General features: G+C 36.0%; 15 protein-coding genes and 2 pseudogenes. 10 read left to right on the top strand and 7 right to left on the bottom strand.

Annotation, left to right across the window (positions count from 1 at the left end; genetic code table 11):
* Window positions 1–43: 43 nt before the first annotated feature.
* Together B9T35_RS13805 and B9T35_RS13800 are read left to right on the top strand one after the other, a co-directional pair.
* Window positions 44–4,360, top strand: a pseudogene (locus B9T35_RS13805) (RHS repeat-associated core domain-containing protein); the annotation flags it as partial.
* A gap of 490 nt (window positions 4,361–4,850) precedes the next feature.
* A complete protein-coding gene (locus B9T35_RS13800; RefSeq protein WP_086191677.1) occupies window positions 4,851–5,318 on the top strand; it encodes a hypothetical protein in 468 nt (155 codons plus the stop codon).
* Window positions 5,319–5,477: 159 nt separating this feature from the next.
* Here B9T35_RS13800 and B9T35_RS13795 read toward each other — a convergent pair whose 3' ends face one another.
* From B9T35_RS13795 to B9T35_RS13785, 3 genes are read right to left on the bottom strand one after another with little or no spacing between them, the layout of a single operon-like run.
* On the bottom strand, window positions 5,478–6,092 hold the full coding sequence (locus tag B9T35_RS13795) for an OB-fold-containig protein (RefSeq protein WP_086191676.1): 615 nt from the start codon (window positions 6,090–6,092) through the stop codon (window positions 5,478–5,480).
* 21 nt (window positions 6,093–6,113) lie between these two features.
* Entirely contained in the window at window positions 6,114–6,422 is a 309-nt protein-coding gene (locus B9T35_RS13790; protein WP_171264288.1) for a Rieske (2Fe-2S) protein, read from the bottom strand.
* A 16-nt stretch (window positions 6,423–6,438) separates the two neighbouring features.
* Window positions 6,439–7,443 (bottom strand): adenosine kinase, encoded by a 1,005-nt coding sequence (locus B9T35_RS13785; RefSeq protein WP_086191674.1) that lies wholly within the window; start codon window positions 7,441–7,443, stop codon window positions 6,439–6,441.
* A 252-nt stretch (window positions 7,444–7,695) separates the two neighbouring features.
* On the opposite strand from B9T35_RS13785, the gene B9T35_RS13780 reads away from it, so the two are divergent.
* The 6 genes from B9T35_RS13780 to B9T35_RS13760 all read left to right on the top strand — a co-directional run bounded on the left by B9T35_RS13780 (window position 7,696) and on the right by B9T35_RS13760 (window position 13,971).
* Entirely contained in the window at window positions 7,696–8,472 is a 777-nt protein-coding gene (locus B9T35_RS13780) for a hypothetical protein (protein WP_086191673.1), read from the top strand.
* Window positions 8,473–8,578: 106 nt separating this feature from the next.
* Entirely contained in the window at window positions 8,579–8,818 is a 240-nt protein-coding gene (locus B9T35_RS13775; RefSeq protein ID WP_086191672.1) for a hypothetical protein, read from the top strand.
* Between the two features lie 130 nt (window positions 8,819–8,948).
* On the top strand, window positions 8,949–9,140 hold the full coding sequence (locus B9T35_RS18860; RefSeq protein WP_416202444.1) for a GNAT family N-acetyltransferase: 192 nt from the start codon (window positions 8,949–8,951) through the stop codon (window positions 9,138–9,140).
* Between the two features lie 113 nt (window positions 9,141–9,253).
* Window positions 9,254–9,481, top strand: a complete 228-nt coding sequence (locus tag B9T35_RS13770; protein WP_086191671.1) for a hypothetical protein — start codon at window positions 9,254–9,256, stop codon at window positions 9,479–9,481.
* Window positions 9,482–9,858: 377 nt separating this feature from the next.
* Entirely contained in the window at window positions 9,859–12,798 is a 2,940-nt protein-coding gene (locus B9T35_RS13765; protein WP_086191670.1) for an insulinase family protein, read from the top strand.
* A gap of 24 nt (window positions 12,799–12,822) precedes the next feature.
* Window positions 12,823–13,971, top strand: a complete 1,149-nt coding sequence (locus B9T35_RS13760) for a phospholipase A (RefSeq protein WP_086191669.1) — start codon at window positions 12,823–12,825, stop codon at window positions 13,969–13,971.
* Between the two features lie 87 nt (window positions 13,972–14,058).
* Here B9T35_RS13760 and B9T35_RS13755 read toward each other — a convergent pair whose 3' ends face one another.
* Window positions 14,059–15,411 carry a TrkH family potassium uptake protein gene (locus B9T35_RS13755; RefSeq protein ID WP_086191668.1) on the bottom strand — a complete coding sequence of 451 codons (1,353 nt, stop codon included), beginning with the start codon at window positions 15,409–15,411 and terminating at the stop codon, window positions 14,059–14,061.
* Window positions 15,412–15,423: 12 nt separating this feature from the next.
* The gene (locus B9T35_RS13750; RefSeq protein WP_086191667.1) at window positions 15,424–16,074 is read right to left on the bottom strand and encodes a potassium channel family protein; all 651 of its coding nucleotides are present in this window, start codon (window positions 16,072–16,074) and stop codon (window positions 15,424–15,426) included.
* Window positions 16,075–16,492: 418 nt separating this feature from the next.
* On the opposite strand from B9T35_RS13750, the gene B9T35_RS13745 reads away from it, so the two are divergent.
* Window positions 16,493–17,038: a hypothetical protein gene (locus tag B9T35_RS13745; protein WP_086191666.1), complete on the top strand. Its 546-nt coding sequence runs from the start codon at window positions 16,493–16,495 to the stop codon at window positions 17,036–17,038.
* Between the two features lie 289 nt (window positions 17,039–17,327).
* Here B9T35_RS13745 and B9T35_RS13740 read toward each other — a convergent pair.
* Both B9T35_RS13740 and B9T35_RS13735 read right to left on the bottom strand, forming a co-directional pair.
* A pseudogene (locus B9T35_RS13740) lies at window positions 17,328–18,013 on the bottom strand (IS5 family transposase).
* 105 nt (window positions 18,014–18,118) lie between these two features.
* A complete protein-coding gene (locus B9T35_RS13735; RefSeq protein WP_086191712.1) occupies window positions 18,119–19,336 on the bottom strand; it encodes an MFS transporter in 1,218 nt (405 codons plus the stop codon).
* Window positions 19,337–19,498: 162 nt separating this feature from the next.
* On the opposite strand from B9T35_RS13735, the gene B9T35_RS13730 reads away from it, so the two are divergent.
* On the top strand, window positions 19,499–20,434 hold the full coding sequence (locus B9T35_RS13730; RefSeq protein ID WP_086191665.1) for an MBL fold metallo-hydrolase: 936 nt from the start codon (window positions 19,499–19,501) through the stop codon (window positions 20,432–20,434).
* The last annotated feature ends 46 nt before the right edge of the window (window positions 20,435–20,480 follow it).

The raw sequence follows: 20,480 nt of genomic DNA, 5'->3' as shown, positions 1-20,480 counted from the left end.
TTTTAAAAATAAGCAATAAAAAAATTATAGGGTTGAAAACAACATGTCATTTCAAGATTTTAAAAAGAGCGGCGCTGAACAACAAGCTCAAAACAGACAACAAGAAAAAAAAGAACAGAAACCAGCTCCAGTGGAACTTGCTGTTTTTAATCTAGAAAGTGTCGTGACTGTGACAGACCATCAAATGATGGCCAATCAAATTCAACGTTTTTTACACAGTTGCGGAAATACCAATTTAGCGCAATTACAACCGAAAGCCAATGTGCCCATGGTGGCGAATGTCTTTGCATTGACAGGTAGTGTTTTAGATTTAATTTTATATGCACTTGTGCCTAAACAAGGTGAACTCGGTGTTCAACAAAGTGCATTACTTAGTATTAATTTAATCGGTTTATTTCTTGCACCACAAGCTGAAGCCCATGTACGCATGGCACTCCGTCCAATGCTAGGATTAATGGCAGATTGCTTATATAAAGAAAATGGTAAGATTCGTGAAGGTGATATCAAGCGCATGGCTTTGCATTTAAATGCAAAAATGGCAGGAGATATTGGTAAATTTCTGCTGGATACCAGTGGCAAGCTAGGTGGGTTATTAGCAAGTGCCTCTGCATTGGGTACACAAATTCTCACAACTTTGGCTGCACCAACCGTTAGTTTGGGTGCAGTTGCTGCTTTAGCGGGTGGCGGAGGTGGGGCAAGTGCGGATACACGCGATCCTAATCAACAATTTACCAATTGGGCATCTCCACTGATTGATTTAATAGCCACACCTTCAGTGGCAAACTTAACACCCAAAATACCAACTCTTCTAGGCAGTCATTTACAAATAAGTGCCACTCAAGCCTTAACAAGCTTAAGTTCTGCTATACAACAGCAGAGTAACTCAGGTTTAAAATATTCAGTGGCTTGGTTAATTTCAGAAACCCGTAAAGCCATAGAAGCCCTGGGAGGGGCAATCAGTGCCAGTGTTCCAATTACCCAAACAGGTGAATTAGAACGGCATACCATTGGAGATACCTTAGAGTTTGTCAGTTTACAAGCAGATGCCTTAAGTGCGCCACCCTGCGAAGGTCCTGACTCGCAAACAGAAGACAGTATTAGTTATTCGATTGGTGCAGAACGTGTCAATCATGCCGATTTTTATTTACCTAAATTAGGTTTCGCCTTTAGCCGTCAATACAACTCACAACTAGAAGAGTTTGATGACAGCATGATGGGTTCACGCTGGATGATGCCATTTTCCAATCAAATCATTCAAAATAAACAGGGTTATTTATTTATAGATGCAAAAGGACGTAAACATCAATTTCCATCCTCAATTCTCTATGAAGCTTATCATGTGCCTTTTGAAGGATTGACAGTAGAACCTATTGAAAATGGTGATTTAGTCTTAAATTTTGGTGGCGCATGGGATTTTCAATTCCATAGTTTTAATGGCGGACGACACTATCACTTAGTACTACAAAGTAATGAAGCCACCCAAGAGCAAGTCGTTTTAAACTATCTTTTGGTGAATCAAACAGCTTATTTACAAACTGTCGATTTTCAACTGAAGATCACACAACAAAGCCTTAAATTTGCATACAACGAACAACTTAAAATTATTGCGATCTTTGTAGATGAACAAGCGGAACCTTTGGCACGCTATCAATATGATCAACAGGGAAATCTAGTCAAAGCTTATGATCAAAATGGACATTTACGTTCTTATTATTACAACAGTAATCATCAACTGACTCGTTATAGCGACCGTACTGGGCGTGGGCAAAACATTCGCTATGAATCTACATCCGCTCAAGCCAAAGCTGTTGAAGAATGGGCAGATGACGGTAGCTTTAAAACCCGATTAGAATGGCACCCACGCCTAAGACAAGTGGCGGTCTATGATGCTTATGAAGTCCCAACATACTACTATTTCGATCTAGACGGATTTACTTATCGTACACGTTTGGCGGATGGGCGAGAGTCATGGTTTTCACGAGACAAACACAAACGCATTACACGACAAATTGATTTTGAAGCACGAGAAACTCAACAAGAATACAATGATCAAGACCAATTGGTAAAAATTGTCCAGCCAAATGGTGGCGTGATTCGCTTTGCTTATGATGAACAAGGTAATGTTACAGAAACCAAAGATCCCGAAGGCAATCTGTGGAAAAAAGAATACGATGCAGATGGCAATATCGGCAAAGAAATTAATCCACTCGGACATACAACCGAATATAAATACAACAATGACCATCAACTGGTTGAAGTGATTGATGCTAAAGGTGGCTCCAAGAAAATTCAATACAACGATTTAGGACAGATGATTTCCTATAGCGACTGTTCAGGCAAAGAAAGTGCTTGGGAATATGATGAAGATGGAACACTGAACGCACAACAATCAGCGGATGCCCAAAAAGTACAGTATCTCTACAGTGAAAGTGGCAAAGACAAAGGGCAACTACAGGCAATTATCTATCCTGATGGATTAAAAGAACAATTTGAACATGACCAAGAAGGACGTTTACTTAAGCATACTGATACCAAAGGCTTAAACACACATTATACATATAACGCAGTGGGATTATTACAACAACGAATTGATGCCAATCGACATCAAATTGGCTACCAGTGGGACAAGCAGGGTCGAATCAAAAAACTCATCAATCAAAACCATGCTGAATATCTATTTGATTATAATCATTATGGACAATTGATTCGAGAACAAGCCTTTGATGGCGAAGAAAAACACTACAGCTACAGTGAAAATGGACGACTGTTCCAAATTCGCCAACCGGATACTCTGACTCAATTTGGCTATCATACTGATGGGCAAATCGCCTCAAAAACCTATAGTCATCTACAAACCCGCCATACACAAACTGAAGAATTCGAATACAACCTGAACAACCAATTGAGTAAGGTGAGTAACCTCGACAGCCAAAACGATTTTTACCGCAATGCATTGGGGCAATTAGTACGTGAACATCAACACTACAAAGTGCCACATCTCACCCCAGTCACAGCCGTACTACGCTACGAATATGATGAATTGGGTAACCTGAGTAAAACTATTCGCCCAGATGGACAAGAACAAAGCAACTTAAGTTATGGTTCAGGTCATATTTATGGTGTGGCATTCAATCAACAAGATATGGTGGCATTTAAAAGAGATGACTTACATCGAGAAACGGCACGCTTCCTTGCCAATGGGTTGGTTCAAACAAAGAACTACAACGATGTAGGCTTACTCAGTTCACAACTAATTCAAGCTGAACAAGAAACGCAAAATTCACTGGCATCACAACTCAATCCACAACAAAGTAACAAATACCAAGCCGAACGCCATTACCACTACGATAAAAACTATTTACTGACTTAAGTGGATGATAGTCGGCTGGGTAAACTGAATTACCAATATGATCCTATTGGGCGTTTAATAAAAAGCCAAAATCCACAAAACACAGAAAACTTCGCTTTTGACCCTGCGGGTAATTTGATTGATCCGATTGCGACACAAGCAAGCCAAATTAAAAATAACCTGATTCAACAATACCAAGGCAAATACTATAAATATGATGCACAGGGCAATGTGATTGAAACGACCCAAGCAGGAAAAACTCTTAAATTGACATGGGATAACTTAAATAGGCTCATTCAAAGTGACCACAATGGGCAAATCACAACATACGGTTACGATGTATTTGGACGACGCCTGTATAAAAACAGCCATGTGAACAGCCAAAACCAACTGACCCTATTTGGTTGGGATGGTGATTTGATGGTGTGGGAATCACAAAAAACAAATCAAAAACAAGAAAATTCAAAGCATAATGTAGAACAAAACCAGCAGAACAATTACACCAAACACTATGTGTATGAACCGAATAGCTTTGTACCATTATTTCAAACAGGCTATGCAGGTTTTATGAAACTCATAGAAACCCCAGACTACAGTAGATTTAAAACAGAAGCCTATTCGATACAAAAAGACCCTGTATGGCGTAATGATACAAGCCGTAACCGAGCTAAGTTAGAACGCATTGCTTTCTATCACTGCGACCAAGTAGGAACACCACAAACGCTGAGTAATGAATTGGGTGAATGTGTTTGGGAGATTAAGCAAAACACATGGGGTACAGCATTAGAAATTACTACAACAAACCAAGATAATCCATTGGAACAAAGTAACATCCGTTTTCAAGGGCAATATTATGATGAAGAAACAGAGTTACACTATAACCGTTACAGATATTACGAACCGCATAGTGCACGGTATCTGAGTAAAGATCCGATAGGGTTGATGGGTGGGCTTAATAATTCGAGTTATGTGAGTGATCCGAATCAGTGGGTTGATCCGATGGGATTGGATGAAACCTTCATGGATCCAGCTTTTAAATTAATTCATGATACTACAGGGTATGAACCTTCTGATACTACTGTAAACATTGCAGCTGGATTTGGTGATAGTGTAAGTATGGGAGGTACAAATTGGATTCGTGAAAAAATGGGTACTAATAGTGGTGTTAATAAGTGTTCACTTGCTTATAATGGTGCTCAATTTGCTGGAGGAGTGATGGTTCCAACGGGGCGGGTGGGATATGTTTTACAAGCGAAAAGAATTCCTGCAATTGCAAAAACAGCAGAAGAAGCTGTAAAAATGAGAAATGCATTAAAAATTAGTTATCGGAAAGGTTGGCTAGAGCCATTTAAAAGTAATTGGCATATTAGTGATTATGCTTCTTTGGCAGGAATAAAAACACCTGAACAAATTTTAAAAAGATCTGGTGGAACCAACATTTATTACACTGTGGGAATTGTAGGTGGGGGTACAAGTGTAGCTGTAGCTAAAGGAGTAATATGTGATTAATAACAATATTTTATTGCTGATTAAAGAGTCAAGAAAGGCTTATGATAAATATTCTGAAATTATTGAATTTGATTTGGAGGCAATGTCTGTTCTGTCAAGAACTAAGGTTGCTTTGGGCGAGGTGAAAATACATGGAATTAGAGGTTTTTATTACGAATTTTATGACTGGAGTAAAAATAAAAAAAATGCAATATTATATTATAAAAATAACTTACTTTATCTTTTTTATGAGAATAATGAGTTTAAGGTGAGCGAAGTTGATGTAAATAAGATTTTATTTTGGAAAAAAATAATTATTAACAAAAATATTTTAATTAAAGTATTCTCACCTTTTTATACAGTTCTTTTAATAACAGATCAATACCCAGATGCTGTAGAACCAATCTATAATAAATTTTCATATTTATCTGAAAAAAATGCAATATATGAGGAAATTGAATTTCTAAAAAATAAAGATTAATTTTTAAAATAAAAATTCTTGTCAAATATTTTAGGTTGTGTGACAGTAAATAGAGCTGATAATAGACAAGTTGCATAACTCATAAAATGCAACAAACAATTGTACGTTTTGCGGGATATCTAATGTAAAACAAAATAGCTGTCATGAACATGATTAAATCTAAAACTGTTCAGAACTAAAAAGAGCATTCGATTTAGAGATTTTTTTCGCAATGTAATGTGACTTTCTAAAACGAATTAAAATGATTTGAGATTGAAGTTCTAGCTCACCAAATTCAGGTTCTACTTGAACATAATGTAGTTGTCCAAACTCATCACGCACACGCGCTTGTGCAGAAAAACCAGGGCGCGCACTGCCACTGGAAACGGTAGCTAAACGACCCAGTAAATTGACTTGAGTGCGAGCGAGAGTCGGTTTAATCACTTGGTCTAAACAGTGAATCATGAATACGGTAAAGAAAATCGCAATGACTAAAGCAGGTAGAATAATGTAATACCAAGGGAAAAATTGATGTTGGCTGGCATATACAGCTAATTGTAAAAAGTAACCTGCAAAACTAAAGGTAATAAGGAAAAATACGACAATCAGAACTTTTGCAAATTTCACCTGAATAAAAGGAGAGTTAGTGAGCCAATCGGGTGAAATACGTTTAAAAAAAGTACTTGGACGAAGCCCAATATAATAACCAAAAGTTTCAGCCATGCTGAGTAATATCAGAAGTACGACGCTGATATGAAACGGCATAAGATCAGGTTCGAAGAAAAAATCGAGCATGGCTGTCCCTAAAATTATTGATTAGTTTTGGATATAAATGCCGCCATCGGAATGAACTTTAATATCGACTTTTTCAAGTGACTCACCCAAGCATGGACCTGAAATACATTCGCCTGTTTCAACATTGAATAATGCACCATGGGTAGCACATTCAATATATTCGCCATCTCGATCTAAAAATTGGTTTTCTAAAAATTCCAATTCCGTTTGTAGGTGGGGGCAAACATTATTATAGGCATAGTAAGCTCCATCACGCTGAGTGATAAAAATGGTTCTACCATCATCTGTGTCGAAAGCACGAGCTTCTCTTTCAGGAATTTCTTCTGTCATCGCAATTTTTGACATGTTATGCACATTCCTTTTGAAAGTTTTGCAAAAGTTTAGCATAGTCAGCAACATCTAAACGAGCACCAAATTGCGATACAACTTCACTTGAAACTAGAATTGCAAGTTCAGCAGCAGTCTGTAAAGTTGAACCTGAATTTAAAGCATATAAAAATGAGCCTGAAAATGCATCACCAGCACCATTAGTATCTACTGCTGTTACTTTGCGACCTGTAACTTGAATATGTTGATCTGCATTGGCAACTAAAGCACCTTTATCACCCAGTGTAATGACAACATCATTGCTTAGTAATTTCAATTTAACCAAAGCAGCTTCAATTGAGTTGGTTTCTGTATACATTATTGCTTCTTGTTCATTACAGAAAATCAGGTCTACACCATCATCGAGCAATTCATCTAAGCCACTACGTGCATATTGAACCATCGCAGGATCGGATAACGTTAAAGCAATTTTTACACCATTTTCACGAGCAATTTGACGTGCTTGTTTAACTGCTTGACGAGCAGTGTCGCTGGTTGATAAATAACCTTCGATATAGAGCCATTTTGCTGTTTTTAACGGTTCGAAATCAATTTGTGTATCTGATAGTTCAGCCGTGATGCCTAAATAAGTATGCATGGTACGTTCTGAGTCATCACTGACGAGAACCATACATGTACCTGTTACACCATCACTGATGGATTGAGTTGTGGTTTGAATATTGGCTTCATTTAAACCTTTGAGGTAGATTGAACCTAATTCATCATTACCCACACGGCAAGCATAGAATGCAGAACCACCTAATGCACTGAAAGCAACAGTCGTATTAGCAGCAGATCCACCAGAAGATTGCCCTTTATACGTTTGACTCGCTTTTAAGTTATTGTATAACTGCGCTTGAGTATCACCATCAGTTAATTGCATGGTGCCTTTTTGCAAATTCTGTTGAGTCAAAAACTCATCTGTCACTTTAAATTCTTGGTCAATAAGTGCATTACCAATTGCAAAAAGATCAACTGTAGCCATGTTATTCGTCACATCAATGTTTAAAAAACTAAAGTTTACACCAATGCTCAGTTTTACAGTAGTTTGATGAATAAAATTCAGTATTTTTACTTTCTTAAGTCACTTTAATGATTTTTTAGGATGGAGAGAATCTAATGTTGAATAGTTTTAAGACTACATTTTATAAATTAAAGTATTCGTTTGTTTGAAATTTAATCTGTATTTAAGCGAATTAAAACAAGATAGTTCTATTCTCTTTCTGAGTTTGTTGTCATGAATCAAACAACAGTTTTTCATATTGTTTCTAAAGTCCCTCAAATCACATTACTGTTCTGGATCACTAAAATATTTGCCACGACATTTGGTGAAACAGCAGGTGATGCTGTGTCCATGTCACTGAATTTAGGCTATCTCGTTGGAACGTTTATTTTTGCAGTATTGTTTATCGTTCTTGTGTTTTTTCAGATTCGTTCTAAGGATTATCATCCCTACTTATATTGGTTCACAATTATTGCCAGTACAACAGTCGGGACTACATTGGCTGATTTTGTCGATCGCTCTTTAGGAATAGGCTATGTTGGTGGTAGTACCTTATTGCTCAGTCTAGTGTTAATTTCTCTATACAGTTGGCACAAAGTCGAAGGTAGTATTTCACCACATTCGGTGAATCATCCGAGAGCTGAGTTATTTTACTGGTTGACGATTACATTTTCACAGACACTGGGTACGGCATTGGGTGACTGGTCTGCAGACACAGCAGGCTTAGGTTATAGTGGCGGTATTATGCTGTACACAGGCTTGATTGCAGTCATTGTTGGGCTTTATTTTTGGACTAATATTTCTCGTACATTATTATTCTGGTCCGCTTTTATTCTAACTCGTCCGCTTGGTGCTGTGGTTGGTGACTTTCTAGATAAACCTCTTGATCATGGTGGTTTGGCTTTAAGTCGATTTACTGCTTCTGCTGTACTTTTGATTGCAATTTTAACCTGTATTTATATTTCAAACTCTTTCTCCAATAAGCAGAACACACCATTGCTCAAAAGTTAATTTTGACTCAATTCAGAATGTGTACTTTTTATTTATGGTGCGGTTTGAAAAGCACATAAATTGATCATTTATATTGTGGTTTCCTCAAATCCAGTGAGGTAGTAAAATGAATGAATACTTTTTACAGCAAATGAATCAATATGAGCTATATGAAATTGCAGAATTTGGTATTCGTGAACGTATTATGTTGAGATTAGAAGGAAAACAAAAAGATCATCCGCAGTTTTTATATGATGAAATAGAAAAACTAGAGGATATGGATGTCGAAGAATTAAGAAAATCGATTCGTATTCATGCTGAATTATTTCAATTGGAAAAATTGTCTAAGTGGATAAGTCATAGTTGATTGCGCATGTTTATTTTAATTCAAATGAGAGAGATACCATTTCACTTTGGATTGAGTTAAAACTAGAAAATAGCCTAAGCATTGAAATAAATCATTATTCTCAAAAATCGCACGACTAATATGATTCTATCTGCATCCTAATTATAGAAAACAGGGTGTTGGTAAAATTTTACTTGCTCATGTTGAACATTATACCAAAGCATATTTTCAACCAATGACTTTATTTATAGATACTGAAAATGTCTCAAAATTCTGTCTTGCTTATGAATATCAATATGATGCATTGAATCCTAAAATTACCCATATTAAGTATCTAATATAAATTTAGCGCTTCTTTATTTTTTTGTTGATACTTCTATTTGTGATATTGCTGAAAGTTCATTATTCAGATATGAATAAGAGTGATTTTATTTTTATTGAAGAATGAGGGTGAATATGAATAAACAACTTTTAGAAAGCCTGAGTGAAGATGAATTATATGAAGTTGCTGAATATGGTATTCAGGAAAGAATTAACCTTCGATTGACTGGTTTACGGGCTGATGATCCCCAATTTTTATATGATGCGTTGGAAAAATTGGATGATATGAATGCAGAGGAATTAAAACAATCGATCTTCATTCATAGTGAATTGTATCAGTTGGAAAAATCACAGTCGTTGTAAAGTTCAAGGCTTTAAAATGCATCAATGAATGGCGAAAATCCATTCGGTTGGATAAAGTATTTTGATGAGTCACATCTATGTAAGTGGTGCTTGGTTTTAAATTATTTTAATGTATGCAGCAGACTTTTTATATAAAGATGAATCACTATTTTATATTCTGATTTGATCGTAAACTTTAAAGCGTTTAAACAATAGAACTATGGTTAAATTTATATTTAAAAATAATTATTTAGCCGATTTTATATGACTCAGAAATAAATCCGATTGAAATGATAGGTTAAAATTGTCATCACTTGGTGTTTAAAGGATGAATTGTATTGAATACTGAATGTATAATGCAATTTAAGTTAAATATTACAACTCTTTGAGGAGATCACATGACTGTAGATGTCACTGAAACAATAGCCCACACTGTTCATCCCGCGTTTCAGTTGGTACGTCAACACCATGTTGAAGCTTTAGATATTTTAGTTTCTGAATATAAACATAAAGTTACAGGTGCGATGCATTACCACCTAGCAACTAAGCATGATGAAAATGTATTCCTTGTTGCATTCCGTACGCAACCTATGGATTCAAAAGGTGCAGCACATATTTTAGAACACACTGCATTGTGTGGTTCAGAGAAATTCCCTGTACGTGATCCATTCTTTTTAATGATTCGTCGTTCATTGAATACTTTTATGAATGCATTCACTGCTGCGGATTGGACAGCATATCCATTTGCAACGCAAAATAAGAAAGATTTTCAAAATTTATTGGAAGTTTATTTAGATGCTGCATTTGCTGCGAATTTAAATCCGTTAGATTTTGCTCAAGAAGGTATTCGGATTGAGTTAGAAGATGGTCAGCCTGTTTATAAAGGTGTAGTCTTTAATGAAATGAAAGGGGCAATGAGCTCGCCTTCAGATCAGCTTTATCATCAATTGGCACATCATTTATTCCCTAAAACGACATATCACTATAATTCAGGTGGTGATCCTAAAGATATTCCAGATTTAACTTACGATGAGTTAGTCACTTTCTATAAGTCACATTATCATCCAAGTAATGCTGTTTTTATGACATTTGGTAATGAGCCTGCTTATAACTTACAAGAACAGTTTGAAAAATTGGCTTTGGCGAAGTTTGAAAAAGGTGAAACGCTTTATTCTAAACATGAACAGCGTTTAACAGCACCGATTGAAGTGACTGAAACGTATGCTGTAGATGCAGAAGACTTAAAAGATAAGACTTATCACATTCTTTCGTGGTTATTGCCAGAATCGAGTGATATCAAATTACGTTTAGGTTTGCGTTTGGTTGAAGGGATTTTATTAGAAGATTCGGCTTCTCCATTACGTCATTATTTAGAAACCTGTGGTTATGCACAATCGACAGGTCCAATTATGGGCGTAGATGATTCTAATTTTGAAATGACGTTCTATTGTGGCGTACAAGGTTCTAATCCTGAACATGCAGTAGAATTTAAAACAGGCGTTTTAAACATTCTGAAAGATGTCGCTTCTAAACCTGTCGATCCTGAAATGGTTGATGCAATTTTGCATCAAATTGAATTGCATCAACGTGAGATCAGTGGTGATGGTACACCTTATGGTTTAACTTTAATTTTGAATGGGTTGGAGAGTGCAATTCATCATAATGACCCAATTCATGTTTGGGATGTTGACTCAGCGATTGCAGAAGTTAAAGAAGAATTGAAAGATCCAATGTGGTTATCAAATTTAATCACAACCTATCTTTTAGATAATCCACATCGTGTACAAATGACTTTGGTTCCAGATGCAACTAAATCTGCAAAAGAAGCTGAGGAAGAAAAAGCACGTTTGGCAAAAATTGGTGAAGCGTTAACTGAAGCAGAAAGAGCTGAAATTATTCAACAGACCGAGGCTTTAAATATTCGTCAATCTACACCAGATGATTTGAATTTATTACCAAAAGTCGGTCTAGAAGACATTCCTGCTGAATTGGCGATTGTGCAAGGTCAATTGCGTGAAATCATTTCAAATGGAACAGATTTCCCGTTGAATTTGTATCATGCAGGAACCAATGGTATTTATTATCAACAAGTGTTGATTGAAATTCCTGACCAAATCGTGAAATCACCTTATTTTAACCTGTTATCGGTATTAATGGGTGAAGTGGGCGCAGGTGAGCATGATTATCTTGAGTTACAACAAATTCAAACTGCGGTTAGTGGTGGTTTGGGGATGGGCGCATCTTTACGCTCAAAAACAGATGATAAAGGTAAAATTACCGCATGGTTAACCTTAACGACAAAATCGTTAGCGAATAAATTGGATACGATTCAATTATTAAAACTGGCTTTTGAGCAACTTCGTTTTGATGAAAAAGATCGTATTATTGAATTATTACAACAACGTAAAACACGTTGGGCATCTCGTTTATCAGGTTCAGGTCATAGTTATGCGATGCAAATTGCATCTCGTAATATGAGTGCATTGGCGCAACGTGATTATCAAAATACAGGTTTAGGCGCACTGAATTGGTTAAGCGAACTTGTTACTAAAATTGAAACTGACGATGTTGCTTATGATGCGTTCATTGAAGAATTAAAATCTATTCATCGTGGTTTAATGCTTGCACCTAAACAATTTTTACTGGTTTGCGAAGAGCATCAATCTGAGCGTTTGGTTGAAGAAATCCAAGAAGTGTGGAATAAACTGGCAGTTGATCAATCACCTGTGTATTTAACTGAAGTTGAACAAGAAAGTAGCGATTTAGACCAAGCATGGTTAATTCAAGCCAATGTTCAATTTTGCGCATCTGCTTATGATGCAGTTGCAGTATCCCATCCCGATGCAGCACCATTAATGGTACTCGCAGGTTATCTACGCAATGGTTTCTTACATAGTGCGATTCGTGAGAAAGGTGGGGCATATGGTGGTGGAGCAAGCTATGATGGTAATGCATGTTCATTCCGTTTCTACAGCTACCGTGATCCACGCTTAGCTGAAACGTTCAAAGACTTTGAAGCAAGTATTGAATGGTTGATGAATACAGAACAACAGCCACATCAACTTGAAGAAGCAATTCTTGGACTTGTTTCAAGTATGGATAAACCTGGTTCACCAGCAGGTGAAGCGATTACTGCATGTTATGCATTGTTACATGGGCGTACACCTGCATTTAGACGTGAGTTAAGAACACGTCTACTTGATGTAACATTGGATGATTTAAAACGTGTAGCACAAACTTACTTAGTTGAACAAAAGGCTGTTAAAGCAGTGGTTGCACCTGTTGCTAAAAAAGAAACTTTAGAACAATTAGGTTTTGAAATTAAACAAGTCAATTAAAAAATAGAATTTCTGGAGACATTTATGTCGTTCAAATCATTTGAACGGACTCCACTAAATCTGAGCATCCTTACGATGCTCAGTTTTGGTTTGGTGTCTATTGCACAAGCGGATGATACTGCGCAAATTAATCCTGCGAGTACACAGGCATGTGTTGCATTGGAAGCAAATGCAGATCGTTTAGATTGTTATGATAAAATTTTTAAAACAACGAATGCGCAAGCACCTGTGATTGTTTCAGAGCAACGTGTTGCTCAAGAAATGGCAATGGTAAAAGCACAGCCTGCAACACTTCCTGCCAAAATTGAACAGACCGTGCAAAGTCTATTTACCATTCATGGTGATAAGATCGATCCAAACACTTCGTTATTGGATAAACGTTGGGAGCTTTCAGAAAATAGTAAGTTAGGGACATGGAATATTCGGGCGAATCAGCCTGTTTATTTACTTCCTGCATTTTGGACAAGCAGTAAAAATGAATTGCCTTCCAGTCCAAATCCACAAAATACTGAAACCACTGATCAAAATTTAAAATCGACTGAAGCAAAGTTTCAAATTTCACTAAAAACCAAAGCAGCTGAAAATCTGATTGGTAATAATGGTGATTTATGGCTCGGTTATACCCAGTCATCACGTTGGCAAGTTTACAACTCGGAAGAGTCACGCCCATTTCGTGAAACCAATTATGAGCCAGAAGCCAGCTTAATTTTTAGAACCAATTATGAATTGTTGGGTTTAAATGGTCGCTTACTCGGTATGACCTTTAACCATCAGTCGAATGGTCGTTCGGATCCGTTATCACGCAGTTGGAACCGTGTGATGCTGAATTTAGGTCTCGAAAGAGGAAATTTTGCAATGATGATTCGTCCTTGGTATCGAATAGAAGAAGATGCTAAAGATGATAATAATCCAGATATTAAAGACTATATGGGTCGGGGTGATATCACGGGATTCTATCGTTGGAATGATCATGAGTTTTCGCTCATGTTACGACATTCACTGAAAGGTGGTGATGATTCACATGGTGCTGCACAGTTTGATTGGGCATTCCCAATTAAAGGGAAGCTTCGTGGCCATTTTCAATTGTTTGATGGTTATGGTGAAAGTCTGATTGATTATAATCATCGAGCGACGTATGTCGGATTGGGTGTTTCATTGATGAATTGGTATTAATCAATAATTGATTCACATCATAAAAATAAAAACCGCTCAATTAAGCGGTTTTTATGGCTTTAGTAATCAGTTTATAATTGTAAAATGCTAACCGACTTGTATTTCTGCATTGGGATGGCTCACTCGACTTTTCTTTGGTGTCGCGATTAAATAAGCGAGTGTGAGAGGTCCTAAACGTCCTGCAAACATCAAAATCATCAGCGTTACTAAGCTTCCGGGGTGTAAGTCTCCAGTGATTCCTCGGGAAAGTCCGACAGTACAGGCAGCTGAAACAGCTTCAAAGAGTAGATCTAAAAAGCGTTTATTGGGTTCTAAAACCAGCAAGATAAAGAAACCCGTTAAAATCAACATCGATGTAATGGCAATAACAGCCATTGCTTTGAAGGTGACACTGTAAGAAATAGAGTGTTTGAAAATAGTAATTTCATCTGAGCGACGTAAAAAAGTAATCACGCTCAATACCATAATCGCAAAGGTACCGACTTTAATACCGCCTGCGGTACTGAGCGAGCCACCCCCAATAAACATCAACATCATGGTGACGAGTGCAGATGCATCACTCATATTACCGACTTCAAGACTGTTAAAACCTGAGGAACGTGGCACTGTGGCATGGAACCAAGCATTAACAGCCTGATCTCCAAACGACATCGGTGCTAAGGTCAGTGGATTGCTGGCTTCAAGACACCAAATCACAATAAAGGCGAATAGATTCAATGCCGCAATGGTTGAAAGAATTAACTTACTATTGGGAGATAGTTTTTTCCAACGCTTGGCTCTTTTAATATCCATTAATACAACAAAGCCAATCCCACCAATGATATACAGCATACTGATGGTGAAAGTGACCATATACTGGTCAGAAAAGCTCATTAAGCTATTGGGGAATAAAGAAAATCCACCATTATTAAAGGCTGAAACACTATAAAAAAGCGCATAGAAAAAAGCGTGTTTAAATTCGTAATGTTGCATCCAAGCAATGGTTAGGATAGTCGTTCCAATGGCTTCAAAAAACAAAGAGTAGAGCAATACGCCTTTAACGGTGAATGTCGCTCTGGCTAAACTGGTTTGCCCAATGGTTTCTTGCGCCATAATCTGTTGTTTTAAGCCAATTTTGGGCGAAAGGCTAAGTGCAGCCAATATGGCAAAGGTCATAAAACCTAAGCCACCTAATTGGATCAGAAGCATGACGACAATTTTACCAAATAAGGTAAAAGAATCGCCAATATTTACCACAGAAAGGCCTGTAATCGTTACAGCAGATGTTGCCGTAAAGAGTGCTTTAATCCAAGGCAGATCACCATGATGTGCAAAAGGAAGTTTGAGTAAAAGCGTACCAATGATGATAAAACTTAAAAAACCCAAGGCAAGTAAACTTGGCGGGCTTAGGTTAATACTATTTTGCTTTTTATTAATTAACTCAGGTTTATAAAATTTCATAGACGCCTATGTTTACAAGAAGCGAGTAGAAAGTTTCTTTAACATTTCTACAGGACCTTCAATAATTAAAATATCCTTTTCCTGTAAAATGGTTCCAGGCGCTATTTCATATAAAACATGTGAGCCACGTTGTAATAACAACGTTTTTAAATCGTAGGCTTCTTCCATTAAGGTCTGATATTGCATCCCTTGTAAATTGGCAGCAATTTCAGCTTTAACAATATATCGTTCGTTATTCAATGCCATATAGCGTCGAATCATTGGATAACTTAAAGATTGGGCAATTCGAATTCCCATATCTTCTTCAGGGTGAATAATTTTGGTAATGCCTAAATGCGACAAAATCATATGGTGTGATTTAGATTTGGCTTTTACCCAAATTTTTTCAATACCTAAATTTTTTAAATGCAAAACACATAAAATACTGGCTTCAATATTTTCACCAATGGCAACCACAACTGCATCACAATTTTTGATATTTAATTCATCAAGTACGCGCTCATCGGTTGCATCAGCAATAACAGCATGGCTGATTTTATCTGCAATACTTTCTACATATTTTTTGGTTGTATCTATACCAATCACATCGTGATTCAATTGAGTTAATTCTAGCGCAACAGTAGCGCCGAAGCTTCCTAAACCGATGACAGCAAACAGTGCCATGAATTAAAAAATCCTTATGAATAAATGTTATTGATGTTTTCAGACAGGGAAATTGTTTGTATATCGATACAATCAGTTCTACATCTGTTGACGCATTTTTCTATTTTATCGTTAAAGTGTTATTCAGCCAATGATTTCATCATAAACCACTTTCGCTCATATACAGCACCTCATCCTAAAATTGAGTTAAAGTGATTGTTTTAATTCAGTAAATTAAAAAATTAATCTATTAAACTATTTTTTATGTTATCACCTAATTTTTTTAAATGTTTTTGTATAAGTATGTAATTGATTGTTATGAGGGGGATTTCGTCATAATTGCTTAAAGTTCTTTCTTTAAAATGTACTGATTTTAGCGAGCCATGAAAATTACACATGCTTGTTAAAACAAAGTTTAAAGCAAATATAGAAGAATGAAATGGACGATAAAAAAATTTACACACAGTTGTTACATTGGTTTCCAGAGCTTGAGCCTCGAAAAATTCCGAAAAAGAAATATCGTAGAAATTTTCAGAACTTTTTAGAATGGATTGCTGCTGAAAAATCTGGAAATAGTTATCGTAGCTATCTTATGAAAATTGATCGTAATGTATATAGTGAAAATGGCTTAGAGTGCAGTGCAATTTTGCATGATCATCATGTTGATATTCAGGCTGTACAGACGATCATTCGAAAACGAGCGAAACCTTTATTTGAACATTTTGAAAAACATAAAGAAGTGATCGGTCGTTACTATAATGTACATGATCAGGTTTATGACATCATCTTTGAAGAAATTTTAAATGCAGCAAAAACACGTAAGTTTGAAATGCTTTTAATTTATGCGGAGCATTTTTATTGGTTGGTTGTGCCCAATGAAGATAGTAAGATTGAAAAGTTTTGCAAACTATTTGAAAAGCAGTTTAAAGGTGAAGAGGTTTTAATTGAACACTATGCAATTTTTGATTGTTCAAGATCAACTTGATATTCAACAATTAACTGCCAAAACAATTGAAAATCGTACAACTTTTTAAAAGACAACATTAATAACAAAGAAGAGCAAATGATGACAGGTACAATTTATCAACTTTTACAAAATATTATTCCTGAACTCAAAGCACAGGAAATACCCGAACAAATTTCTATCATTAATACCTGAACAACAAATTAAAGAGCTTGAAAGGCAATTATTTGAAAATCATCAAAAAGCTATTTTTTAAAAGTAGTCATTAACATATTAGAAAGAAGTTATGGGGTAAGTTTATGGTCTGTCCTCATTTGGCTTTGCACCAAATAAATGAGCAAGCCAAAAATAACATTGATTTGTAATTGCGAGCTAACTTATCAAAACGAGTGGCAATACCTCGGAAATGTTTTAAGCGAGCAAACGCATTTTCAACGAGATGCCTTAATCCATAAAGGTAATGATCAAACTCAATGTTTAATTTTTTACTGTTAGACTTTCTTGGAATGATCGGAATCATATGATGATTTTGAGCAACTTCACGAATATCCTCTGCATCATAGCCTTTGTCTGCAATCAAATACTCTGCTTCACCGACCAATCCAATTAATTGGCTTGCAACTTGACTGTCGTGGACTTCACCGCCAGTCATTTCAAAATCAATCGGGTATCTACTCGCATCGACGGCAAGGTGAATTTTTGTAGTTGCTCCACCTCTTGATTTTCCAATTACTCTATCCTCACCATGCTGAGCTCCACTTGCATGCTGATGTGCGCGGATATAGCTTCTATCAATAAAGCCCCATTCTTTATCCAATACGCCTCGTAATTTAAAAAAAAATCTTCCAAAGCCCTTTACTAGCCCAACGATTAAACCGGTTGTAAGCAGTTTGCCATGGGTAAAGATCTTCAGAAATATCATGCCACGGAGCACCAGTACGAAGCTTCCATAATATTTTTACTATTTCGTGAGCGATAACAGCCATAGAATCGCATAGTTTGTTGGATTTGGGTCTAAATTTCGTCTGTAATGACTCTACGTGACATGATCGGAGGTTTAATTCTAGACAACGATGTTAATGTATCTTAATGGAATACAACTCATGAGCGAAATATATACTTCAAATGAGGACGCGCCCTAGTATTTCTTCTGCATGAACAAATAACCAAATAGAATGCAAGGATGCATCCAAAGCTAAACATGGTTGTTTTAGCACCTATCCATGTTGCTAATAAACCTGCAATTAGACCGCCAACGGCATCGAAACCAAATCTAATAGATGTATAAATTGAAACAACACGACCTCGAAGTAAAGCTGGAGTGTTATGTTGAATAAGAATATTGGTTGATACATTTGCTGTAGAAATCCCAAAACCTAAAAGCAACATTGCAAAATAATAGCTCAATTGCATATTCATTAATCCAAGTACGAAAAGTGCACTTGCACATAAGATCATATTTAGAAAAATTCTCTGTTGAATACGCTCAAAATTTTGAGTATTGGCGAGTATTACAGAGGAAAGTAACGAACCAATACCAGCCATTCCCCATAAGTATCCTAATGTTGTTTCATTACCTTTTAAGTGATCTTTTGCAAAAATAGGTAATATAGCAACATAGCTTGATGCGGTTAGATTAAGAAAAGCCACATTTAACATCATTTTTGAATAATTTTTATTTTTAAAAACAAAAATATATCCTTCCTTTAGTACATTTTTTATCTTTCCAGTTGTTTTAGATGTTTTTACATCTTTCATTAAAATTAAAGAGATAATGAGAAGAAGGTATGAAAAAGCATTCAATATGAAACAAGTGAAAGCATTACTTACAGCCAGTAAAAATCCAGCAATAGGTGGCCCAATAAAACGACATGAATTAAAAATCATAGCATTGAGTGCGAGTGCATTTGCAATATTATTTTTATCGTTAACAAGATCGCTGATAAAGGATTGCCGTAACGGAGTATCTATTGCTGTAAAAATACCTATTAGTAAAGATGTGCCCATGATACTCGTACTATTTAGCAAATTAGCATATGTTAAATATGCCAGCAGAAGAGACTGGAAGAAAAATAAAAATTGTATAAAAATAAGAGCATATCGTTTATTTATTTTATCTATCACAGCACCGACAAATGGGCTAAGTATTAATTGTGGAGCCATCGCAAAAAAAGCAATTACACCCAGTAAAGTAGCAGATTTTGTTAGCTCATATACAAGCCATGCTAAAGCGACTTGCTGAATCCATGTCCCTAACGTAGATAAAGTATGCCCTATAAAGTAGTTTCTGAAGTTAGGGTATCTGAGGCTCTGGAACATTTTTGGCACTTTAACACTCTTAAATTGTAAAAAAGGTTGATTGATTTTTAATTAGTTAATATATTAACATTGTGGATTTAAAATGTTAATTAATTTTAGTATTCAATATTTTATATAGAAGGTAGAAATCTTCTATGTACAGCAGCTAATAGAGACATGGATATGTTTAAATTTAAAAAATTATTTTTGAATGTTTTATCAATTGGAATTTTTTCTGCCGGATCTTCTGCAACGGCACAAGATAATTTAATTTTATTGGGGACTAAAGGTGGACCATCTTTATATTCCTCAAAATCATTACCACAATCGAGTGCATTGGTCATTAATAAAGATGTATATGTTATTGATGCGGGTTATGGTGCAAGTTATCGATTATTAGAGGCAAAAGTGCCACTTAAAAATATTAAAGCTATTTTTATTACTCATTTACATAGCGATCATATTTTAGATTACCCAGCTTTACTCATGAATAGCTGGTTAAGTAGCCTTGATCATGAAATTAAAGTTTATGGTCCTAAAGGCACGAAGGAAATGACTGATAATCTTTTAAAAGCATATAACGTAGATATTAAATTGCGTTATGAAGATGAAGGTCGAGAACCTCTGAGTAATTTTTTGAAAGTTTATGAGTTTGATGAAGGAGATGTATATAAAGATGAAAATGTCACAGTAACAGCAAAACGAGTTCCACATAAACCATTTAAAATGGGTGAAGCATTTGCTTTTAAATTTGATACAGCAAAACAACAAAAAATTGTTTTTTCAGGTGACACTAATTATTACCCACCTTTTGCAAAATTTGCTCAGCATGCAGATATTCTTGTGCATGAAGTTGCTCATGCAGATGGCATAGATCGTTTAGCAAAACGTATGGGATATGGTCCAAGCTTTAGAGATGCCGTAATTGCTCATCATATTACACCACAAGATGTGGGAAAAACTGCTACAAATGCCAAAGTAAAACAACTTGTATTAAGTCATATCGTTCCCGTAGGTGATCCTGATTTAACGGATGATGTTTGGAAAAAAGATGTTGGAGCATTTTATCAAGGTGAAATTACTGTAGGTAAAGATGGGATGATTATTCCACTTAAATGATTTATCAAGTTCAGCATAACAAAAAATTTAAGTCGCGATTGGTTTA

The sequence above is a fragment of the Acinetobacter sp. ANC 3832 genome (genome assembly GCF_002135415.1).
Taxonomy (GTDB): Bacteria; Pseudomonadota; Gammaproteobacteria; order Pseudomonadales; family Moraxellaceae; genus Acinetobacter.
The sequence above is the reverse complement of the archived record's forward strand: the minus strand, read 5'-3'. Positions and strand labels throughout refer to the sequence as shown.

Bases quoted from the DNA above. Each gene is read 5' to 3' on its own strand.
- B9T35_RS13795 (WP_086191676.1), bottom strand. From the start codon at position 6,092: ATGCTCGATTTTTTCTTCGAACCTGATCTTATGCCGTTTCATATCAGC.
- B9T35_RS13790 (WP_171264288.1), bottom strand. From the start codon at position 6,422: ATGACAGAAGAAATTCCTGAAAGAGAAGCTCGTGCTTTCGACACAGAT.
- B9T35_RS13785 (WP_086191674.1), bottom strand. From the start codon at position 7,443: ATGGCTACAGTTGATCTTTTTGCAATTGGTAATGCACTTATTGACCAA.
- B9T35_RS13780 (WP_086191673.1), top strand. From the start codon at position 7,696: ATGAATCAAACAACAGTTTTTCATATTGTTTCTAAAGTCCCTCAAATC.
- B9T35_RS13775 (WP_086191672.1), top strand. From the start codon at position 8,579: ATGAATGAATACTTTTTACAGCAAATGAATCAATATGAGCTATATGAA.
- B9T35_RS13770 (WP_086191671.1), top strand. From the start codon at position 9,254: ATGAATAAACAACTTTTAGAAAGCCTGAGTGAAGATGAATTATATGAA.
- B9T35_RS13765 (WP_086191670.1), top strand. From the start codon at position 9,859: ATGACTGTAGATGTCACTGAAACAATAGCCCACACTGTTCATCCCGCG.
- B9T35_RS13760 (WP_086191669.1), top strand. From the start codon at position 12,823: ATGTCGTTCAAATCATTTGAACGGACTCCACTAAATCTGAGCATCCTT.
- B9T35_RS13755 (WP_086191668.1), bottom strand. From the start codon at position 15,411: ATGAAATTTTATAAACCTGAGTTAATTAATAAAAAGCAAAATAGTATT.
- B9T35_RS13750 (WP_086191667.1), bottom strand. From the start codon at position 16,074: ATGGCACTGTTTGCTGTCATCGGTTTAGGAAGCTTCGGCGCTACTGTT.
- B9T35_RS13745 (WP_086191666.1), top strand. From the start codon at position 16,493: ATGGACGATAAAAAAATTTACACACAGTTGTTACATTGGTTTCCAGAG.
- B9T35_RS13735 (WP_086191712.1), bottom strand. From the start codon at position 19,336: ATGTTCCAGAGCCTCAGATACCCTAACTTCAGAAACTACTTTATAGGG.
- B9T35_RS13730 (WP_086191665.1), top strand. From the start codon at position 19,499: ATGTTTAAATTTAAAAAATTATTTTTGAATGTTTTATCAATTGGAATT.